The organism is Pseudomonas sp. AL03 (genome assembly GCF_029960815.1).
Taxonomy (GTDB): Bacteria; Pseudomonadota; Gammaproteobacteria; order Pseudomonadales; family Pseudomonadaceae; genus Aquipseudomonas.
In genome coordinates, this window is the sequence record NZ_JASBRE010000013.1 from 24,461 (window position 1) to 43,707 (window position 19,247).

A 19,247-nucleotide genomic window follows, 5' to 3' on the forward strand; every position below is an offset into this window, starting at 1 on the left:
CTGCTGGGCGGTAACGCCCTGATGGCGGCGATGAAGGTCTGAGGCGCAGTTGATGGTCCTCTGTACTCATCGCAGGGGATGACGGAAATCTTCATCGAGAGCAAGCTTATCGCTGGAGTTGCTGCCCGGGTCTGCCGCAAAAAAAACCACCGTGATTTTTTCTGGAAGTGCTTTCAATCGCTCGATTTCAAGTGCTGTTTCATCATGCATCCTTTCACGTCTAGATAGCCCTTCATCCAAGTCGCGAAGCCGCCCAGTCTGTTCATCGGTAGCCCGCTGCTGCTCTATCCACTGCATCTGGGGGCATAATCAGGGCTGATTTCTTTTTTTCGAAGAAGGATGCTCCAACTATGATTGAGAATCTTGAAGCCTTTGCGAGACGTAAGCTTAGCGACGCTCGCGTGAGGTCGGTATCAGAGCCAGGCAGTGCACTGATGGCGAGGTGCCTGGGCTGTATCTCGAAGTGGGCAAACCGCGGAAAGGTAGGAAACCTGGCTCCAAGCTATGGCGTTTGAAGTACCGCCTGCATGGAAAGGAGAACCGTTTTGCGATCGGTGCTTATCCTGTGGTCGGTTTGAAGGAGGCTCGCGAGATCGCTTGGGCAGCCAAGAGAGATATCGCCAACTGCATTGCCCCGTTGAAAGCCAAGACGGCAAAAATCGAGGCGCAACGCCTCGACGAGTCTCGAACATTCCAGCGAGCAGCTGAGCTTACCGAGGCGGAGCGTCGCCTAAGCAGTGAGATTAAACATAAAGCAGATGTTGACGGATGGCACTGGAATGTTGGAAGGGATAATACCGAGCAATTCCGGGCCTCTAAGTGGCTTTTCCCAAGCATCCTCAGAGGCTATCCGGATCCCCAAAAAACATCTGAATCCGCGATCTTAACCACCGTTCACCCGGATCATTATCCTGCGACCCGCGCCAGGCCATGTGCAGCTCGAAGCTGCGCGTCGGCAACGGTGGATCTTCAGCCCGCACACCGCCGGCCGCCGTCAACGCTTCAGCCGTGTAATCAGGCACCGTCGCGACAATATCGGTCCCGCTGATGAGCGTGCTGAGTCCGTTGAACTGCGGCACCGCGAGCACCACATGTCGTTTGCGCCCGAGCTTTTGCAGCTCTTCATCTATAAAGCCACTGAGGTCGCCCGCGAAGGACACCAGCGCATGAGGCCGCGCGCAGAAATCATCCAGGCTCAACGGCCCTGGTACCGTATCGGCCCGCAACAGCTTCGGCATGCTGCGGCGCAGCACCTTGCGTTTGGCGTTGGCCGGCAGGTCGGCGGTATAGCTGACACCGATGGAAATCTCGCCCGAGGCCAGCAGGCTTGGCATCAGGATGTAGTTGGCCCGACGCACCACCAGCACGATCCCCGGTGATTCGGCGCGCAGACGCTTGAGCAGCATCGGCAGCAGGGCAAATTCGACATCGTCCGACAGACCGATGCGAAACACTGCCGTGCTGGTGGCTGGGTCAAATTCCGCGGCACGGCTGACCGCGGTGGAAATCGAATCCAGTGCAGGCGAGAGCAGGGCGAAGATTTCCACCGCTCGGGCGGACGGTTCCATGCTGCGGCCGGTACGCACGAACAACGGATCATCGAACAACCCGCGCAGGCGCGAGAGTGCCGCACTGATGGCCGGCTGGCCGAGGAACAATTTCTCCGCAGCGCGGGTCACGCTGCGTTCGTGCATCAATGTTTCGAAAACGATTAACAGGTTCAGGTCGACACGACGCAGGTCATTACGATTCATCTGGAGTCCTGGCAGAGTCATCAAGCTTGACGAAAGCGGCCATATGGGAACAATGGCCGGCATGAATACTAAGGGGAAAGGCTGCTACTCTGCACCGAGTAATTCAGTTTTACTGAAAAGGCTGCTTCGGTATCACGGCATTTGACGATGTCGCCGGCGCTGCGGAATCAATGACAGGCATGTCGACTATTAATAGCCACTGATAGTCTTGGGTAGAAAGCCCAGATAGAGTTCAGGGCATTAGAGGTTTCTTTGACGAGGTTTGCGATGTCCCGCACGATCCGTTTTCACAAGTTTGGTCCAGCCGAGGTGCTCAAATGCGAAGAGCATGCGGCCGCTCTCCCTGCGCCGGGCGAAGTGCAGGTGCGCGTCGAGGCGATTGGCATCAGCTGGTACGACATTCTCTGGCGCCAGAACCTGGCCTCGTCCCACGCTCGTCTGCCTTCAGGCCTTGGCCATGAAATGTCCGGCGTCGTCACGGCGGTCGGCGAGGGCGTCGATGATCTGGCGGTCGGCGACAAGGTTGCCAGCTTCCCGGCTGAAAGCCCGAACGACTATCCGGTCTACGGTGAGCAGATTGTTCTGCCGCGCACGGCACTCACCCGTTACCCGGACGTGCTCAGCCCGATCGAAGCCAGTGTGCATTACACGCCGCTGCTGATCGCCTACTTTGCTTATGTCGATCTGGCACGGGTCAAACCGGGGCAATTCGCGCTGGTGACCGACGCCAGTCACTGTGCCGGTCCGTCCTTCGTCCAACTGGGCAAGGCGCTGGGCATTCGGGTGATTGCCGCCACCAAAACCGCGGAAGAACGTGAATACCTGCTGTCCCTCGGCGCCGAGAAAGTCATCGTCACCGAAGAACAGGACCTGCTGATGCAGATCAACAAGATCACCGACAATCGCGGCGTGGACGTGGTGTTCGATGGTCTCGGCGGTCCACAGATGTCGTTGCTCGGCGATGTGCTTGCACCTCGCGGTAGTCTGGTACTGTACGGCCTGCAAGGTGGCAACCAGACGCCATTCCCGGCCTGTGCAGCGTTCCAGAAGAACATTCAGTTCTTTGTGCACTGCATCGGCAACTTCACCGGCAAGCCGGAGCTGGGCATCATCCAGGACCAGGTCGCACTGCAACGTGCCTTGCGCGACATCAACCAGCTGACCGCCGACCGCGTGCTGCTGCCGCTCAAGACTCGGGTCTTCCCGTTTGCCGAGTTTGTCGAAGCTCACCGCTACATGGACGAATGCCCATGCCGCGAACGGGTCGCCCTCCAGGTCCAACCTGCATCAGCCCTTTAGATAAGCCCCTCTGCAAGAGTCCGTGCCCCACGGACTCTTCTGTATGCGTCATCTGCCATAAATGAGACCTTCCATTGACCGGTCAATGGGGCAGTTCAGCAACTGAACTGGTTTTTGCTTTCAATCTGTATCTTCTAATCATCATATAAGCCTTGATAATTGAATGATTAATTTCATCTCAAGGAATGAGTCATGGCTGGGTATCTGATTGATACTTTTCAATACACACTGTTAATACATATCCGACAAATAGCGCATCGTTGCGCAGTTGCCGACACAACATGGGCGACTTCTTTCTTTATTTCTTGTGCTAAATGTCTGTGGGACGCTGTCGGACATTTCCTAGGATGTTGCGCGCAGTCGCAAGAGGCTGACTCTGCAGGGGCTCGCGGCAACCTGTCTCTGGCCGGAGCAGGGGTGGCGTCCAAACATTTCAAATAATTACCAAAAACTTAAGTGTTAGCATTTGGCAATAGCGTCCAGTACTTCAAACGTGGCAGGCAACCCATTGCGCAGTGCATGCCGTTGTTAGTGCGATATCGAACTTACAAGCATCAGGTAAATAAAGATGACCAATATCCATGATCAAGCGATGAACTATGTCTATCAGCAAGTGCTGCAGCGATTGTTGAGTTTCTTCTCTCGCGCCGAACGCACGGCATTGCAGCTTATGATTCAGCGCTTGGTGGTCGCCGCCGGGGGCATGGAGCGTATTGGCGAGTACAAGGTCCTGGCGATTCAGTCCGGGTCCCGCGACAGTTGCTACACTTTGGCGCTGCTGCGTGCTGCACAACTGAGCATCGCCGGCCGGGCGCCTGCGACGTTCCGGTTGCGAGTGGCTTCCTTGCGTTTGAACGGCACAAGCTCTACGGTCCTGGAAAATATCCATCGCAGCTACAGTGCCTTGTTCCTCTACGACGATCCTCGGGTCGAAGTGTTGATGGTCGATAACCGGGAAGTCCTGCCGTTCAACCACCTGACACCGATCTCCGAAGCCGGCCGCGAGTCGAATCGGCTCAATCTATTGATGGTTGGTCATCGCCGCGCCTGGAATGGGCTGCTTGATCTGTGGGACGACGGGTACCTGGCCACCGGCGAGTTCTATGGGCAAATCGCTCGTTGGAACAGCGGTGTCGATGCATTGGTCAGTAGCGACACACCTCGCCAGCAGAAACAGTTTCTCGACGGATTGAAACGTGCCGCCGCCAAAGCCGGGCTCAAGGCCTCCAATCACCACGAAAGCGGTTACGAGGAGCTATTCGCGCTGCTCGATGAGTTGGGCAGCGACTGCTACCGCGCTTTTAATGCTGAGCATGACCAGGCAGTGTGGCGTCCGGCCGAACAATTTGAGGCGTGTCGCCGCGCCACCTACATCGACATTCACGACATGCTGGTCAGCAACCTCGAAGAGCGCTGGCCACTGCTCACCGAGTTTCTTGGATTTCAATCTGATGAGCCGGCAACACAGCTCAGCGACAACGAATACGTCAGCTTTTCTATCTGCGCACACGTTCGGGGTTTGCAGTCGTGCTTCGTGTACGGCCGGAGCTACGAGAGGGGTGTCGCCGAGTACCTGCAACGGGCATTGGTGATGATGCGCCGCAAAAGATTGGCTGAACGTTTGTGCGTACAAGCGGTGGAGGTGTTTGGCAACCCGGCAACGTGGGCCGAGCAGCGAGTTCTGGCAGCGGCCGAGGCGCAAAAAGACCTTGGCCTGAGCGAGGCGCAACTGGTGTGCCTGCTCTATTCACCGTTTGTCGAGAATGGCGCGGCGCTTGAGCGTTTTCTGCGTCAGTGCCACCCCGGCATGCTCGTGGCGATGCCTGATTTGCACCGGGCAATGCAGGGCAATCCGGTGCCGGAGCAGGTTCTGCAATGGATGACCGACGTCAGTGGGTTGCCTGTCGCCCTGATCGGTAGGCTTTACTGCATGGGGCCGGTGTCTGTGGGTGAGGGTAGGGCAGGCGTCCCGGAAATCGTCGGCGCAGGTTTGCAAGCCGAAGCAGCCGACTATGACGACGACACGGCTGTGGCAGATGAATGGTCTGCGGGGCGCTGAATGTGCCTGGTTTGACGGACTTATTGACGATGCATGATCACGTTTACATGGCATTCGGCCTTTGCCCATGAAAGGGCCACGAGAAACCGACTTTGCGTATCAGGCGGTGTACCGATACCTGACCAATCTGATCAATGAGCCGGTGGGTGACACGCGCATCCGTCTGCCTTCGTTACGACAGTTGGCGGACCGTCTGAGTGTATCGATCTCGACCATTCAGTACGCTTACTCGCTGCTGGAGAAGGAAGGGCGCGTTTACTCGGTCGCCAAGTCCGGCTATTACGCGTTACCGGTGTCCTCCATCAGCGCACTCAGCAGCGGCAATGACCTGCTTGAAACCGTCTATGTCAACGCCAGGCGCCCAGGAATGCTGGTCTTGAGCGCCGATGAGCCGGCGCTGCTACAGCCGCTCGACAGCCCGCTGTTACTGCTGGAGCGAGAACTGCTGCGCCAGTATCCGCGTCAGCCGCAACCGTCATCGCAACCGTGTGGTGAGCTGGAGCTGCGCATCGCCCTGGCGGCGCGCTACACCACCTCGCCGCAGCGCTGCTGGCACGCTGACGATGTCTATATTGGCGCCGACCTGCGCGGCGTGCTGGAAATACTGATCGCGGTGCTGAGTCTCAAGGACGCCACGGTGCTGGTCGAGTCGCCGTGCGACTGGGCGATTCTGCGGTTGCTCCAGGCTGCGCAGGTGCGAGTGATTGAGCTGGCGGTGCAATCCAGCGGCGGCCTGGACGTCGAGTGGCTCAAGGAGTTGCTGGAGACCGAGCCGGTGCGGCTGGTGATGGTTTCATCCGGGCTGAACATGCCGCGAGGCAGCCTGGCACCCGAGGCCAACCGACAAGCTGTTGCGCAATTGCTGGAGCGACATGGCAGCTGGGTGTTGGAAAACGACTGCTACGGCGAACTCGGATTCGAACCGGACAACCAGCGGTTTCGCGACCTGCTGGACCCCGATCGGCTGATCGTGTTTTCCACGTTCGAGAAAATCATCGGGCCTGAGGCGCCATTCGGCTATCTGCTTTCGCGGCATTTCAGCGCTGAACTGCAACGGCAATTTCTTCTGCGTTCGTTTCGCCTGTCACCAATTCGTCAGAAAGCCATCGCTCGCTTGTACAGCAACGGACGTGTCGATCAGCACCTTCAGGTATTACGGCGAATGCTCAAGGATCGCAAGGCGCAGATGACTCAGCTGTTGCAGGAGCGTCTGGGCGATGCCTTGCGCTACGTCGAGCCTCAGGGTGGCGCAACCATCTGGGTCCGTTCGCTGCGCCGGGTCGATGTACGTCGGGTGTTCCATCGCCTGCTCAAGCACCAAGTGGTGATCGCACCGGGAGAGCTGTTCAGTCTCCAGGGTTTGCACGCGCAACACTTGCGCCTCAGTCACACCTTCGTCGGCGACCACGACTTGGCCGCGGCACTGGGCCTGTTAGGGGATGCCTTGCGTCTGGAGTCGATCGATTGAACGGGGCCATAAAACATCCCTGACACTCGTGGATTGATCCCATCGCGTTGCGGTCAAACTGCCAGTAAACTGCGTCCTATTCCTGAACCACTCTCTTTCAGAGGTTTTGCATGACACTCAGTCCTTTTGCGGGCAAACCGGCACCGGTAGAACTGTTGGTCGACATCCCGCGACTGGTAACGGCCTATTACACCGGCCAGCCCGATGCCGCCCTCTCGACCCAGCGCGTTGCCTTCGGCACGTCCGGGCACCGAGGCAGCTCGTTCGACTTGAGTTTCAACGAATGGCACGTTCTGGCGATCAGCCAGGCGATCTGCCTGTACCGCGAAGCCCAGGGCATTGACGGCCCTCTGTTCGTCGGCATCGACACCCACGCGCTGTCCACCCCGGCCGGCGCCAGCGCCCTTGAAGTGCTGGCTGCCAACGGCGTGACGGTGATGATTGCCGAAGGTGACGAGTACACCCCGACACCGGCCATTTCCCACGCGATTCTCTGCTACAACCGCGGACGCAGTTCGGGCCTGGCGGACGGCATCGTCATCACGCCGTCGCACAACCCGCCGCAAAGCGGTGGCTACAAATACAACCCTACCAACGGTGGCCCAGCCGATACTCACATCACCAAGTGGATCGAAGCCAAGGCCAACGAGCTGCTCGGCAACAAGCTCGCCGGCGTCAAGCGCATCAGCTATGAGCAGGCGCTGAAGGCCAGCACGACCCATCGTCACGATTACCTCAATACTTATGTCGCTGACCTGATCAACGTGATCGACTTCGACGCTATCCGCGATGCCAAGCTGCATCTGGGTGTCGATCCGCTGGGCGGAGCAGGCGTGCGCTACTGGTCAGCGATCGCCGAGCATTACCGACTGGATCTGGAAGTGGTCAACAAACAGGTCGATCCGACCTTCCGCTTCATGACGGTCGACTGGGACGGCCAAATCCGCATGGACCCATCGTCCAGCCACGCGATGCAGGGCCTGATCGGTCTGAAAGAGCGTTTCGACGTAGCGTTTGCCTGCGACCCGGACCACGATCGCCATGGCATTGTGACGCCGTCCGGTGGATTGCTCGCGCCGAACAGCTACCTCGCGGTATCGATCGACTACCTGTTCCAAAACCGTCCGCAGTGGCGCGCCGATGCCGCCGTGGGTAAAACCGTGGTCAGTAGTGGCTTGATCGATCGCGTTGCAAAACGTCTGGGTCGTCGCCTGTACGAAGTGCCGGTCGGTTTCAAGTGGTTTGCCGAAGGTCTGTTCGACGGCTCTTTGGGTTTTGGCGGCGAAGAAAGTGCCGGCGCTTCGTTCCTGCGCAAGGATGGCGGCGTCTGGTGCACCGACAAGGACGGCTTGATCCCGGCACTGCTGGCTGCAGAAATGACCGCCCGCACCGGCCGTGACCCAAGTCAGGCCTATCGCGCCTTGACCGACGAACTGGGCGAACCGTTCTCGGTACGGGTCGATGCCAAGGCCAACCCTGAGCAGAAGGCACTGCTGAGCAAATTGTCGCCGGACCAAGTCACCTCAACCCAACTGGCGGGCGAAGCGATCCAGAGCATCCTCAGTCATGCACCGGGCAACGACCAGGCGATCGGAGGGCTGAAAGTCATGACCGAGAACGGCTGGTTCGCGGCACGTCCGTCGGGCACTGAAGACATCTACAAGATCTACGCTGAAAGCTTCGTCAGTGACGACCACCTCAAGCAATTGGTGGCAGAAGCGCAAACACTGGTGGATGGTGCAATTGCTGCGAAGTGATTGAGTGCAGCAGAAAATAAAATGGGCGGCCATGACGGTCGCCCCTTTTTTTGTCCCGCGTTTACACGATCAGGCCAAGTCCACCAGAACAATTTCACTGTCCTCGATGGCGGTCACCCGCAACACCTGCTCATTGGCAACGGCGATACCGTCTCGAGCGTGTGCACGCAAGCCATTGACTTCAATGACACCGGTGGCCGGAACCAGATAGGCGCGACGGCCATTGTCCAGACGATACTCGACGGACTCACCGGCCTTCAGGTTCGCCGCCACCAGTCGCGCATCGGCTCGGATCCGCAAGCTTTGATCGTCGCCGGCCTTGCCGCTGGCGAGGGTCACGAAACCTTCGCGCTGGCCTTTGGGAAAAGGCTTGGCGCCCCAGGACGGTGCTAAACCGGACTCGTTCGGGATGATCCAGATCTGGAAGATCCTGGTCTCGGTCGCTTCCAGGTTGTATTCGCTGTGGGCGATCCCGGTGCCGGCGCTCATGACCTGAACGTCACCTGCTTCGGTGCGGCCCTTGTTGCCCAGGTTATCTTCGTGAGTGATTGCGCCTTCACGCACATAAGTGATGATTTCCATGTCCCGGTGCGGGTGTTTGGGGAATCCGGTGCCAGAGGCAATCACGTCGTCGTTCCACACCCGCAGGTTGCCCCAGTTCATGCGTTTTGGGTCATGGTACTCGGCGAACGAAAAGTGGTGATGAGCATCCAACCAGCCATGGTGGGCGCCGCCCAGGGAGTTGAAAGGTCTGAGTTCAAGCATGATCGTCTCCTGAAAAGGTTCGTCATGGGGCAGAGCGCCTGAGCCACGAAACGTGAACCGGTGGTTGATGGCAAGCATCATCTATCAGGTATCAATCGATAAAAAGTGTAAAAAATGCCTCAATACAATCGAATAAACTGATATCGAATAACCTCGAAAGATTCTCATCGAACCTTCACTTCACTGCATAAGGCAATGACCTGTAAGCATTTCACTAGAACTGAACGGCAAATGCAGACACCATAGCCGCAACAGCCTCACACCCTGGAGTCAGCCCGCGTGCCGCAACACACCCCCGATCTTCCTCCTGAACTTCGTCCGTTGGCCGAGATGCCACTGCTCAAGCGTCTGGCCGCCCGTTTTTTTGGCCATGGCCTGACGCGGCTGCGTGCACAGCATCGTGCGTCCTGGCTGCACGGCCAGGCGGATGGCTTTCGCAGTGGTCACAGCGCCGGCGTGGATTACGGCTATAAAGAAGGCAAGCTCGAAGGGTTGGAACAAGGCCGGCAAGTGTTGCTGATTCGCGACTCGCGCTCCACCGCGCACCGGCCGCCCAACGTTGACGACCATCTGTTCGACGATTGGCGTCTGCCGTTGAGCGCTGAGTTGAAAAAGCGCATGAATACGGATGTCGCTCGACTGCTGCCACCGCACGCGCAGCCCAGCGCCGCGCAGTGGAAAATGATCTTCAGCGACACACCCTCGACCTCGGTGATTGCCGGGGCGGGGGCGGGCAAGTCGACCACGTTGGTGTTGCGGATTTTGCTGCTGACCCATTATCTGGGGTTCGAGCTGAGTTCGATGACGGTGGTGACCTTTACCCGTGAATCGCGCAAAGACTTCATCAACAAACTGATTGAGCTGTTTGCACTCTGGGGCCGGGTGCTCAGTTTCAAAGAGGCGCGTGATCTGGTGCGCACCTTCCATTCGCGAATCCTGCCGATGGTTCGCAGTCTGCCGGGCTTCGAGCGACTGCAAGCCTTCGAAAGCCTCAGTCACCGTCCGCAGAACGGCGATGAGGAGGCTGACAGCAATCCTTTCGACTTGCGCATCAACGATGCCCAGCGCCAACAACTTAACGCTTGCTATCACAGCCTGCACACTCGCAATGAACGCCTCCGCGAATTGATCAAGCCATTGTCCCGTCACGCGCTACAGCTCAAGGAATTGGAACGCGATCACCCTGACGTGCAGAAGCGCATGGCCGTGACCGAACTGGCCGCCAAGCGTGATGAAGAGCTCTGCGATGCTGTTGAAGATCTGTGGTTTCGGGCGGGGGCCTGGCCGATCACAGGCATCGAGCCGAATCGCCAGACGTTCGATATCAACGGCTCAACGTTTCATTGTCATGGCTATATTCCGAGCCTTGACGCTTGGGTGGTGCTGGGGTTCGATCCTCGGGAGAACCCGCAGGTCAGCCGCCCGAATGCCAAACTGACCGTCCGGGCAGAATGGGCGGTAAAACGCACCCTGTTTCAAGCTTTCTGTCGTAAGTCATTGATATGGATAGATAGTTACGAATCTTCAAAGCGTGTACTGGCTTCTCTTGCCGGTGATGCCAGTGCTGGTCCGGGTTTCGATTACAAGGTCAAGGGCGAACTCGGTTCTGCGCCGTTGCTGGACTGTTTTGTCGCGGCGGCGGGGTTTATCGAGAACCTCGGCCTGGATGTGCCCAATGCCGTGGGTCAGATGAGTTTTGCCAAGGACGACCCGGATCGGTTTTTCTTCGAGGCCTTGAGTTTGTACTGGCGAGCGCTGGAAGATCATCTGCTCGATCAGAAGCCACCGGTGATGACCTACAACCGGATGTTCGCCTTGTTCAGCGAACATTCTCCAGAAAACCTGAAGCTGCTGAGCGATGAGCTGCTCAGGCCAGTGTCACACTTGATGATCGACGAATTTCAGGACGTATCGCCGCAGATCGTGTCCTGGATCCGCGCGAGCCTGACCGAAATCCGCAGTCGCGGACCGGCCATGCACGTGGGGCGCGGCGCACAACGTTCGTCATTGCTCTGTGTGGGTGATGACTGGCAGTCCATCTATGGCTGGCGGGGCAGTTCACCGACGTATTTCATGGAATTCAACAAGGAATTCCCTTCACCGAGCACGACCAAAGTCATGCTCAGTGACAACTACCGCAGTCACCAGCACATCATCGATGCCGCCGAACATATCGTTCGTGCGGCGCCCGCGATCGCTGGCAAGAAAGCCAGGGCAAGTGGCGAGCCGAAGGCGTTACTGCCGGTGAACGTTCTCGATCGCGACGATCAAGGCATGGCCGAACGCCTGATGGAGCATTACAGAAAGGGCGATTCAATCTTGATGCTTTATCGAAAAAGTAGCGATAAGTCATTGATAGAAGAGCATATCCAGTCTGTAGTTAATGTGGATTCTAGCTTGCCGTACGAAGCACGACGGCTGAAGCAACTGACTTATCACAGCGCCAAGGGGCTGCAGGCTGACGCCGTTTTCCTGCTGGGTGATTGTCAGCACTTGACCCGTTCACCTTACAAAAATCAGGTCTACCGCATGGCAGGTCTGGGAAAGGCTGGCGACAACGAAGCGTACGACAACGCACAGAAAGACGAGACCCTGCGGCTGGCATACGTCGGCATTACTCGGGCGGTGAGTCATTGCTACTGGTATGTCGATGGGCAAGACACCCAGGCGGCCAACCTGCCTAAAGCTTCCGATCGGATTGGCAAGGGCAAGGCGTTCTTTGCCGATCACCGACAGGGCAAGACATTGGCGTGAGCCATAAAATCTTGCGCCACAAAAAAGCCCACTTAACGTGGGCTTGTTATTGAGTGTTCTGCCTTCAGGCATAGCTCCTGAGGGCGACTGGCGGAATGAAAGCCTCAAGCTCATCTTCCACCGCTTCGATAATTCGCTCTACATCAGCAGCATTCATGACCGTCGCGCAAGGAATACCCGCGATGGCGATCATGGTCTCGCCACTGGCACGGTCAAATAGACGGGCAATCATGCTGCCCGGCGCGTCCATGCTCGCCTCGAAACCCATAGGATGAAAATGCCAGCGCATCAGCTGGCAGGCGTTTGGGAAGGTGACTTTACTGAACCCTTTATTCATGTGTTGCCCGCCTTATTCATCGAGCGCTTCCTTTAGCTCATGTTAGGAGGGAAGAGCCTTCAATGGCTCAACCGGTGACTGCCTTTAAAAGTAGCATCCAGATGTGAAACTAATGTGGATTTTTCAGTCCGTTTAGCGATTGCTTCAGTTTTTTTGATGCAGGTCACGAGAACGGTGGGTTTCCGGCAGTTGGTTACCACTGGTTGGCCATTGAAGCTGACGCAGAACTTCGGCAAGCTCGGCTTTTTTCTCGCCGAGTCCTTTATGCAAGCCGATGATGATGGTCCGCTGCAAACCCAGGCCACGGGCGACACAGTGATGCGTTATCACTTGCGTTGGAAACACCGGGATCTGGACGGGGTCATGGCGCTCTATCACCCAGAGATTCAGTACAGCGATTTTTTCCAGAACCGTGTGATGGGCCTGCCTGAATTACGTGAGTACGTGCGCAGCAGCATGCCTCGAGATCCCGATGAAGCCCTGGAGCACTCGGACCGTATTCGCCTGGACGGCAACACGGCGTTCATTCAGTACCGCATCACCCTTCGCGGCGGTGAAGGCCTGGTGTCGTTCCGGGCCAGCGAGGCGATTACCGTCCGTGACGGACTGATCTGGCGGGTCAACGAGTACGCCTCGCTGGTGCATGAGCAGCCCGTCAGCAAAGCCGCCAGCAGCCAACGCCCAGCGGTCAGTCGGCTCGGGCTGTCTGCGCGCCAGCTGAGTTTCATGGCTGAAGACTTGCAGCAGTATTTTCAGCGCCAGCAGCCTTATCTCGATCCCGAACTTGACCTGCAACGGGTGGCGAACGAGTGCGGGTACAGCCGCAATCAGATTTCCTATTTGCTGAATCAGGTGCTTGGCCAGAGCTTTTATCGATACGTCAACCAGGCGCGCCTGCAGCATTTGCTCGCGGCACTGGAGAGCGCCACGCTGCCACTGCGTATTGACGAACTGGCGTTTGCCGCCGGGTTCAATTCGCTGTCGGCGTTCTATAGCTGCTTCCGTCAGCACACCGGCCAGTCGCCCAAGGCCTACGTAAAACAAATTTCTTTGCGTGCACGCGCGCAAGACAGCCTCTAAGTCCACGCACTAGGATCGACGCCATCGAAGTTTGAGTGGCGGAGTCTTGCATGCCGGCGTGGCGCACTATCAGTTTGTGGATGGATCAACTCGACGAGCCATTATTGGCGCGTCCCTCGTTGGAACAGGATCTGGACGTCGACGTCGCCATTATTGGCGCGGGGTACACCGGGCTCTGGACCGCGTACTACCTCAAGCGCCTGGCGCCTGACCTGAGCATCGCCATCGTTGAAGCGCAAACCGCCGGTTTCGGAGCCTCGGGGCGTAACGGCGGCTGGCTGATGGGCAATGTGCTGGGCGAAGACCGCTTGCTCGCCGACTTGCCGCCCGAACAGCGCCGAGCTTCTTTCGATCTGCTGCACGGCATCCCGGATGAAGTAGGGACAGTCCTCGAACGTGAAGGTATCGACTGCGATTACCGCAAAGGCGGGGCGCTGTATTGCGCCGCACGCTATCCAGAGCAGGAAGCCAGTCTTCGGCACTCTCTCGACAAGCTCTACAGCCAGGGATTGACCGAAAGCGATTACCGCTGGCTCAGCCCCGAGCAGTTGGCGCAACAGATCAGAATCGCCAAACCTTATGGCGGTATCTATGCACCGCACGTCGCGACCATTCACCCGGCAAAGTTGGTGCGAGGTCTGGCTCGGACGGTGGAGAAAATGGGTGTCAGGATTTACGAGAACAGCCCGGTCACCCAATGGCAATCGGGTGGCCTGCGCACGGCGAAAGCCTCGGTTCGCAGCCGCTGGATCGTACCGGCGGTAGAAGGTTACTCGGTCACCTTGCCGCCTTTGGGACGTTATCAGTTGCCGGTGCAAAGCTTGATAGTGGCCACCGAGCCGCTATCCGCTGCCACGTGGGATGAAATCGGCCTGAGTCGCGGCCAGGCCTTCAGCGAAAGTAGCCGCCAAGTCACTTATGGTCAGCGCACGGCTGACAACCGTTTGGTGTTTGGTGCCCGGGGCGGTTATCAGTTCGCTGGCAAGTTACGCCATGACTTTGACCTGAGCACCAGCGAAGTGGAGCTGCGGCGTTATCTGTTTGGCGAGCTCTTCCCGCAACTCAAGAACGTGCGGATTACCCATGCCTGGGGCGGCAATCTGGGGATGTCCCGGCGTTTCAAGCCGCACATGCTTTGCGATCAAGCGAGCGGCATCGCGATTTCCGGCGGCTATGGCGGGGAGGGCGTTGGTGCCAGCAACTTGGGCAGCCGGACCCTGGCGGATCTGATTCTGCAGCGCGACACCGAGCGGGTTCGCCAGCCGTGGGTCATCCAGGGTGGTCTCGACGCGCTCAGGGCGTGGGAGCCGGAGCCCTGTCGCTGGCTTGGTTACAACGCGATCATCCGCAGCTTCGTCCACGAAGACCAGACCCTGGCCAACCCGGCCACCGCACCCTGGCGTCGCAAACTGGCCAGCGGTATTGCCGGCTTCATGGAAGGTTTCATGCAGTAAAGGGCGCGCTCTTCATCTATAGGCTCAATCGACAGGTACTCCCATGAGCATCACGCAATTCAAGAACACCGCAACCCTGAAGCTGGACGCGTCAAACCCGGTCGCCGTCCCGCTGGGCATACCCGTGGCGGTGGCCTCGACCACCAGCGTTGAGCGCGACGATGGCGTCGAAACCGGCATCTGGGAATGCACACCCGGACGCTGGCGGCGACAGATCGTCGCCCAGGAGTTCTGTCACGTCATCCAGGGACGCTGCACCTTTACCCCGGATGACGGTGAAACCCTGCACATAGAAGCCGGCGATGCACTGATGTTGCCAGCCAACAGCCTCGGCATCTGGGATATCCAGGAAACCGTGCGCAAGACCTACGTTTTGATTTTTTGATCCTCTGATTGCCTGCCAGCTCTCCAATAAAAAGAATACAAACCAAACAGGAATCGACTCATGATCCGAAAGACACTGACTTTGGCTCCACTGGCGCTCATCGCGTCCCTCAGCCACGCGGCCGAGACCGTCAAGATCTACAACTGGTCGGACTACATCGCCCCGGACACCACCAAAAACTTCCAGAAAGAAACCGGCATCGCGTTCAGCTACGACGTCTTCGACAGCAACGAAACCCTCGACGGCAAGTTGATGACCGGCAAATCCGGGTACGACGTGGTATTTCCGTCCAATCACTTCATGGCGCGGCAGATTCAGGGTGTGGCGCTGAAGAAACTCGACAAGAGCCAACTGCCGAACTGGAAAAACCTCAACCCGGCGCTGCTCAAAGCGTTACAGACCAACGATCCGGGCAACGAACACGGCTTCCCGTACCTTTGGGGCAGTACCGGCATCGGTTACAACATCGCCAAGGTCAAGGCGGTGTTGGGTGATAACGCGCCGGTGGATTCCTGGGACTTGATTTTCAAACCCGAGAACATGAAAAAGCTGCAGAAGTGCGGCGTGGCGATCCTCGACAACGGCCCCGAGCTGTTGCCGGCAGCACTGAACTACCTGGGCCTGCCGCATCACAGCAAAAGCCCTGAAGACTACAAAAAAGCTGAAGCGCTGCTGATGAAAGTCCGCCCGTATATCAGCTATTTCCACTCGTCCAAGTACACCAGCGATCTGGCCAACGGCGACATCTGCGTGGCCGTCGGCTTCTCCGGTGACATTCTGCAAGCTGAAAACCGCGCGAAAGAAGCTAAGAACGGCGTCGACATCGGCTATTCGATTCCCAGGGAAGGCGCCGCCATCTGGTTCGACATGGTGGCCATGCCGGTAGACGCCCCGGACGAAAAGGCCGGCTACGCCTTCATGAACTACCTGCTGCGCCCGGACGTCATGGCCAGCATCAGCAACTACGTGCACTACGCCAACGGTAACGAACAGGCCGACAGCTTGATCGACCCGGCGATCAAGAATGACACCAAGGTCTACCCGAGCCCGGAAATGATGGGGAAATTGTTTGCGCTGGAGGCGATGCCGCTGAACATTGACCGAGTGCGCACACGGGTGTGGAACAAGATCCGGACCGGGAGTTAAGGGTTCATATTTTGTAGTCATTGGGTGCCCGTCGGGTCGACTGGCACGCTGTAGATTCCAGGCCTCCTTTCGATGGATCAGGAGGCAATGGAATGCCTGTTTATACAAACGCGGGCCAGCTACGCGTTGGTCGCTTCTCTGAGTCAGGGCGTATTTATCTGCTAACGGTTGTCGTTGATCAGCGACAGCCGTTTTTTGCTGATTACCGATTGGGGAGGTTGGTTATTCAGCAATTGCGTATGGCGCAGGAGGAAGGTTGGGCCGATTTTTTGACGTGGGTTGTGATGCCGGATCATATGCACTGCCTGGTACAGCTGCACGACAAGACGCTGGCGGAGCTGATGTGCCGAATAAAATCCCGGAGCAGCTTGGCGGTCAATCAGGCGTTAGGGCGGCGAGGGCGCCTCTGGCAAAAGGGGTATCACGATCGTGCTGTTCGACGGGAGGAGGACGTGAAGGATCTTGCTCGATATGTCGTGGCCAACCCAATACGAGCAGGACTGGTGACACGCGTTCATGACTACCCACTTTGGGATGCGTGTTGGTTGTGAGTATCTGACGACTGCTTCGCAGCCGAACGCAGCCTCGCGGGCTCGGCAGCTGCTACAGGTTTCGCGTACGCCGCAATCCTTGTAGCAGCTGGCGCAGCCTGCGTTCGGCTGCGAAGCAGTCGCCAAGATTTCAAGCCTTCTACAAATCCGTCTGATATCAATCCACTGGCACTCATATTGATAAGTCCGAAAAAGTGAGACGCCCTCGTCAAAAAAAACTTACCCATATTTAATATTTAAATACGTAATTGTCAGACAACTAGTCCGAAACCCTCAACTTAAAACAATATTTCGACAGCACAGTCATTGTTTCCGGGTACTTGCTGGAACATCACAATTTGACGTCAAAAAAAATGTAGACGTTTGATTTCAAATTGTGTCAGTTTTCTTTCGCCTTCATTGGGCGAGTGATAGGACGATCTCGCCAGAGATTGTCGCTATCTAAAAAAACTGTTCCATAGCAAAACAAGGAAGTGTGTTTATGTCGAAAGTAAAAAACAACGCTATTGATTCCGCCGAACAGGCGTTTCAGCCACTGCACGCATTGGCGGCCTCCAGTTCTGCGTTCAACCAGATCAATAGCTTCAGCCATCAATATGATCGGGGTGGCAACCTCACGGTCAATGGCAAACCCTCCTTCTCCGTCGACCAGGCAGCGACCCAATTGCTGCGCGATGGCGCTGCCTACCAGGACAAGGACGGCAGCGGCAAAATCGAACTCACCTACACGTTCCTGACCTCGGCCTCGTCGAGCACCATGAACAAGCACGGGATTACCGGGTTCAGCCAGTTCAGTACCCAGCAGAAAGGCCAGGCGGTGCTGGCCATGCAATCCTGGGCCGACGTGGCCAATGTCACATTCACCGATAAGGCCACGGGCGGCGACGGTCACATGACTTTCGGCAACTACAGCGGCGGCCAGGATGGTGCGGCGGCCTTCGCCTATCTGCCTGGCACGGGCGCGGGTTATGACGGTACTTCCTGGTACCTGACCAACAGCAGCTACACGCCAAACAAGACGCCGGACCTGAACAATTACGGCCGGCAGACCCTGACCCACGAAATCGGTCACACCCTGGGCCTGGCCCACCCTGGCGACTACAACGCCGGCGAGGGCGCTCCGACCTACAACGACGCTTCCTACGGGCAAGACACCCGCGGTTACAGCGTCATGAGCTACTGGAGTGAAAGCAATACCAATCAGAACTTCAGCAAGGGCGGCGTCGAAGCCTATTCGTCAGGTCCGCTGATGGACGATATCGCGGCCATCCAGAAGCTCTACGGTGCCAACACCACCACCCGTACCGGTGACACCACTTACGGCTTCAACTCCAACGCCGGTCGCGACTTCCTGAGCGCGTCTTCGTCGTCGGACAAGGTTGTGTTTTCGGTGTGGGATGCGGGCGGCAAGGACACGCTGGACTTCTCCGGTTTTACCCAAAACCAGAAGATCAACCTCAATGAAGCCTCGTTTTCCGACGTTGGCGGCTTGGTGGGTAACGTGTCCATCGCCAAGGGCGTCACCCTCGAGAATGCCATCGGCGGTTCGGGCAACGACCTGCTGATCGGCAACAGCGTGTCCAACGAACTGAAAGGCGGTGCCGGTAACGACATCCTCTTCGGCGCGGGCGGTGCGGACAAACTGTGGGGTGGCGCCGGTTCGGACACCTTCGTGTTCGCGGCCAGCAGCGATTCCAAACCGGGTGCCGTTGACCAGATCCTCGATTTTGTCAGCGGCCTGGACAAGATCGACCTGACCGGCATCACCAAAGGCGCAGGCCTGCACTTCGTGAACTCGTTCACTGGTGCCGCAGGCGATGCGGTGTTGACCTCTTCGGGCGGCAACAGCCTGTTGTCGGTGGACTTCTCCGGGCACGGCGTGGCTGATTTCCTGGTCAGCACTGTGGGCCAGGCGGCTTACTCCGACATCGCTGCGTGATGTGAGGTGAAAAAGGAGGGCAGCGCAGATGCGCTGCTCTCTGCCCCTTGAGATGAGTAAAGCGCCTTATGATCCATAACGGCTTCACCTGCAGAGCAACCGTGTGGCTACTGGCGACGTTCATGATGATTTTTGGAGATTTAGCCATGGCGAGCAGCCTGAAATTAGCAGACCCCTCGGAACTGGCCGGCAAATGGCTGGCGACCCTGATCGCCAAAGAGGACGCGCCAGCGTCCCAAGCGTTGCAGGACAAACCGTCTAACGTCTGCACCCTCGACCTTCAAGCGAACCAGACCCTGGGTGAGGGCGCCGAGTGCCTGAGCGCCTGGCTGGGCGAGCAAACAATCGGGTGGTTTACGGAGCCTGACGGCATCGCAATCACTGGGCCTGAAGGCTCAAAAGTGCTGTTTTTAAGCCGGCATCGTGATGGGTTTTATCAAAGCACGTTGAAATCCGGGTTGACCATTACGCTCCAGCGAGAAGTGCATTAAGTCCAACG

Annotated in this window: 16 protein-coding genes and 1 pseudogene; 13 read left to right on the forward strand and 4 right to left on the reverse strand. The window is 57.6% G+C overall.

The window, feature by feature from the left end; all coding sequences use genetic code 11:
* Nucleotides 1-66: 66 nt before the first annotated feature.
* A complete protein-coding gene (locus tag QK293_RS14440; protein ID WP_282377965.1) occupies nt 67-210 on the reverse strand; it encodes a hypothetical protein in 144 nt (47 codons plus the stop codon).
* Nucleotides 211-463: 253 nt separating this feature from the next.
* Between QK293_RS14440 and QK293_RS14445 the strand changes: the two are divergent.
* A pseudogene (locus QK293_RS14445) lies at nt 464-595 on the forward strand (Arm DNA-binding domain-containing protein); the annotation flags it as partial.
* Nucleotides 596-839: 244 nt separating this feature from the next.
* Here the strand turns inward: QK293_RS14445 and QK293_RS14450 are convergent.
* Complete coding sequence (locus tag QK293_RS14450) at nt 840-1,754, reverse strand: LysR family transcriptional regulator (RefSeq protein ID WP_282377967.1); 915 nt, start codon at nt 1,752-1,754, stop codon at nt 840-842.
* A gap of 267 nt (nt 1,755-2,021) precedes the next feature.
* Between QK293_RS14450 and QK293_RS14455 the strand changes: the two genes are divergently transcribed.
* The 4 genes from QK293_RS14455 to pgm all read left to right on the forward strand — a co-directional run bounded on the left by QK293_RS14455 (nt 2,022) and on the right by pgm (nt 8,337).
* Nucleotides 2,022-3,053, forward strand: a complete 1,032-nt coding sequence (locus QK293_RS14455) for a zinc-dependent alcohol dehydrogenase family protein (protein ID WP_282377969.1) — start codon at nt 2,022-2,024, stop codon at nt 3,051-3,053.
* A gap of 568 nt (nt 3,054-3,621) precedes the next feature.
* A complete protein-coding gene (locus tag QK293_RS14460; protein WP_282377971.1) occupies nt 3,622-5,112 on the forward strand; it encodes a hypothetical protein in 1,491 nt (496 codons plus the stop codon).
* Between the two features lie 67 nt (nt 5,113-5,179).
* Complete coding sequence (locus tag QK293_RS14465; protein WP_282377972.1) at nt 5,180-6,580, forward strand: PLP-dependent aminotransferase family protein; 1,401 nt, start codon at nt 5,180-5,182, stop codon at nt 6,578-6,580.
* A 110-nt stretch (nt 6,581-6,690) separates the two neighbouring features.
* Complete coding sequence (pgm, locus tag QK293_RS14470) at nt 6,691-8,337, forward strand: phosphoglucomutase (alpha-D-glucose-1,6-bisphosphate-dependent) (protein ID WP_282377975.1); 1,647 nt, start codon at nt 6,691-6,693, stop codon at nt 8,335-8,337.
* A gap of 69 nt (nt 8,338-8,406) precedes the next feature.
* On the opposite strand, the gene QK293_RS14475 is transcribed toward pgm, so the two are convergent.
* Nucleotides 8,407-9,102, reverse strand: coding sequence for a pirin family protein (locus QK293_RS14475; RefSeq protein WP_282377977.1), 696 nt, complete (start codon nt 9,100-9,102; stop codon nt 8,407-8,409).
* Nucleotides 9,103-9,381: 279 nt separating this feature from the next.
* On the opposite strand from QK293_RS14475, the gene QK293_RS14480 reads away from it, so the two are divergent.
* The gene (locus QK293_RS14480; protein ID WP_282377979.1) at nt 9,382-11,856 is read left to right on the forward strand and encodes a UvrD-helicase domain-containing protein; all 2,475 of its coding nucleotides are present in this window, start codon (nt 9,382-9,384) and stop codon (nt 11,854-11,856) included.
* 64 nt (nt 11,857-11,920) lie between these two features.
* Here QK293_RS14480 and QK293_RS14485 read toward each other — a convergent pair whose 3' ends face one another.
* On the reverse strand, nt 11,921-12,193 hold the full coding sequence (locus QK293_RS14485) for a DUF1652 domain-containing protein (protein WP_033054957.1): 273 nt from the start codon (nt 12,191-12,193) through the stop codon (nt 11,921-11,923).
* Between the two features lie 264 nt (nt 12,194-12,457).
* On the opposite strand from QK293_RS14485, the gene QK293_RS14490 reads away from it, so the two are divergent.
* From QK293_RS14490 to QK293_RS14520, 7 genes are all read left to right on the forward strand, one after another.
* On the forward strand, nt 12,458-13,273 hold the full coding sequence (locus QK293_RS14490; protein ID WP_282378179.1) for a helix-turn-helix domain-containing protein: 816 nt from the start codon (nt 12,458-12,460) through the stop codon (nt 13,271-13,273).
* Between the two features lie 50 nt (nt 13,274-13,323).
* Entirely contained in the window at nt 13,324-14,727 is a 1,404-nt protein-coding gene (locus QK293_RS14495; protein WP_282377988.1) for an FAD-dependent oxidoreductase, read from the forward strand.
* 43 nt (nt 14,728-14,770) lie between these two features.
* Nucleotides 14,771-15,112 (forward strand): cupin domain-containing protein, encoded by a 342-nt coding sequence (locus QK293_RS14500; RefSeq protein WP_282377990.1) that lies wholly within the window; start codon nt 14,771-14,773, stop codon nt 15,110-15,112.
* A 60-nt stretch (nt 15,113-15,172) separates the two neighbouring features.
* Nucleotides 15,173-16,258, forward strand: a complete 1,086-nt coding sequence (locus tag QK293_RS14505) for a polyamine ABC transporter substrate-binding protein (RefSeq protein WP_282377992.1) — start codon at nt 15,173-15,175, stop codon at nt 16,256-16,258.
* A 92-nt stretch (nt 16,259-16,350) separates the two neighbouring features.
* Complete coding sequence (locus QK293_RS14510; protein WP_282377994.1) at nt 16,351-16,809, forward strand: transposase; 459 nt, start codon at nt 16,351-16,353, stop codon at nt 16,807-16,809.
* Between the two features lie 481 nt (nt 16,810-17,290).
* Complete coding sequence (locus tag QK293_RS14515) at nt 17,291-18,748, forward strand: serralysin family metalloprotease (RefSeq protein ID WP_282377996.1); 1,458 nt, start codon at nt 17,291-17,293, stop codon at nt 18,746-18,748.
* A 68-nt stretch (nt 18,749-18,816) separates the two neighbouring features.
* Nucleotides 18,817-19,239, forward strand: a complete 423-nt coding sequence (locus QK293_RS14520) for an AprI/Inh family metalloprotease inhibitor (RefSeq protein ID WP_282377998.1) — start codon at nt 18,817-18,819, stop codon at nt 19,237-19,239.
* Nucleotides 19,240-19,247: the final 8 nt, after the last annotated feature.

Bases quoted from the DNA above. Each gene is read 5' to 3' on its own strand.
- QK293_RS14460 (WP_282377971.1), top strand. From the start codon at position 3,622: ATGACCAATATCCATGATCAAGCGATGAACTATGTCTATCAGCAAGTG.
- QK293_RS14520 (WP_282377998.1), top strand. From the start codon at position 18,817: ATGATCCATAACGGCTTCACCTGCAGAGCAACCGTGTGGCTACTGGCG.
- QK293_RS14500 (WP_282377990.1), top strand. From the start codon at position 14,771: ATGAGCATCACGCAATTCAAGAACACCGCAACCCTGAAGCTGGACGCG.
- QK293_RS14450 (WP_282377967.1), bottom strand. From the start codon at position 1,754: ATGAATCGTAATGACCTGCGTCGTGTCGACCTGAACCTGTTAATCGTT.
- QK293_RS14505 (WP_282377992.1), top strand. From the start codon at position 15,173: ATGATCCGAAAGACACTGACTTTGGCTCCACTGGCGCTCATCGCGTCC.
- QK293_RS14455 (WP_282377969.1), top strand. From the start codon at position 2,022: ATGTCCCGCACGATCCGTTTTCACAAGTTTGGTCCAGCCGAGGTGCTC.
- QK293_RS14485 (WP_033054957.1), bottom strand. From the start codon at position 12,193: ATGAATAAAGGGTTCAGTAAAGTCACCTTCCCAAACGCCTGCCAGCTG.
- QK293_RS14440 (WP_282377965.1), bottom strand. From the start codon at position 210: ATGCATGATGAAACAGCACTTGAAATCGAGCGATTGAAAGCACTTCCA.
- QK293_RS14475 (WP_282377977.1), bottom strand. From the start codon at position 9,102: ATGCTTGAACTCAGACCTTTCAACTCCCTGGGCGGCGCCCACCATGGC.
- QK293_RS14515 (WP_282377996.1), top strand. From the start codon at position 17,291: ATGTCGAAAGTAAAAAACAACGCTATTGATTCCGCCGAACAGGCGTTT.
- QK293_RS14510 (WP_282377994.1), top strand. From the start codon at position 16,351: ATGCCTGTTTATACAAACGCGGGCCAGCTACGCGTTGGTCGCTTCTCT.
- QK293_RS14465 (WP_282377972.1), top strand. From the start codon at position 5,180: ATGAAAGGGCCACGAGAAACCGACTTTGCGTATCAGGCGGTGTACCGA.
- QK293_RS14490 (WP_282378179.1), top strand. From the start codon at position 12,458: ATGCAAGCCGATGATGATGGTCCGCTGCAAACCCAGGCCACGGGCGAC.
- pgm (WP_282377975.1), top strand. From the start codon at position 6,691: ATGACACTCAGTCCTTTTGCGGGCAAACCGGCACCGGTAGAACTGTTG.
- QK293_RS14495 (WP_282377988.1), top strand. From the start codon at position 13,324: ATGCCGGCGTGGCGCACTATCAGTTTGTGGATGGATCAACTCGACGAG.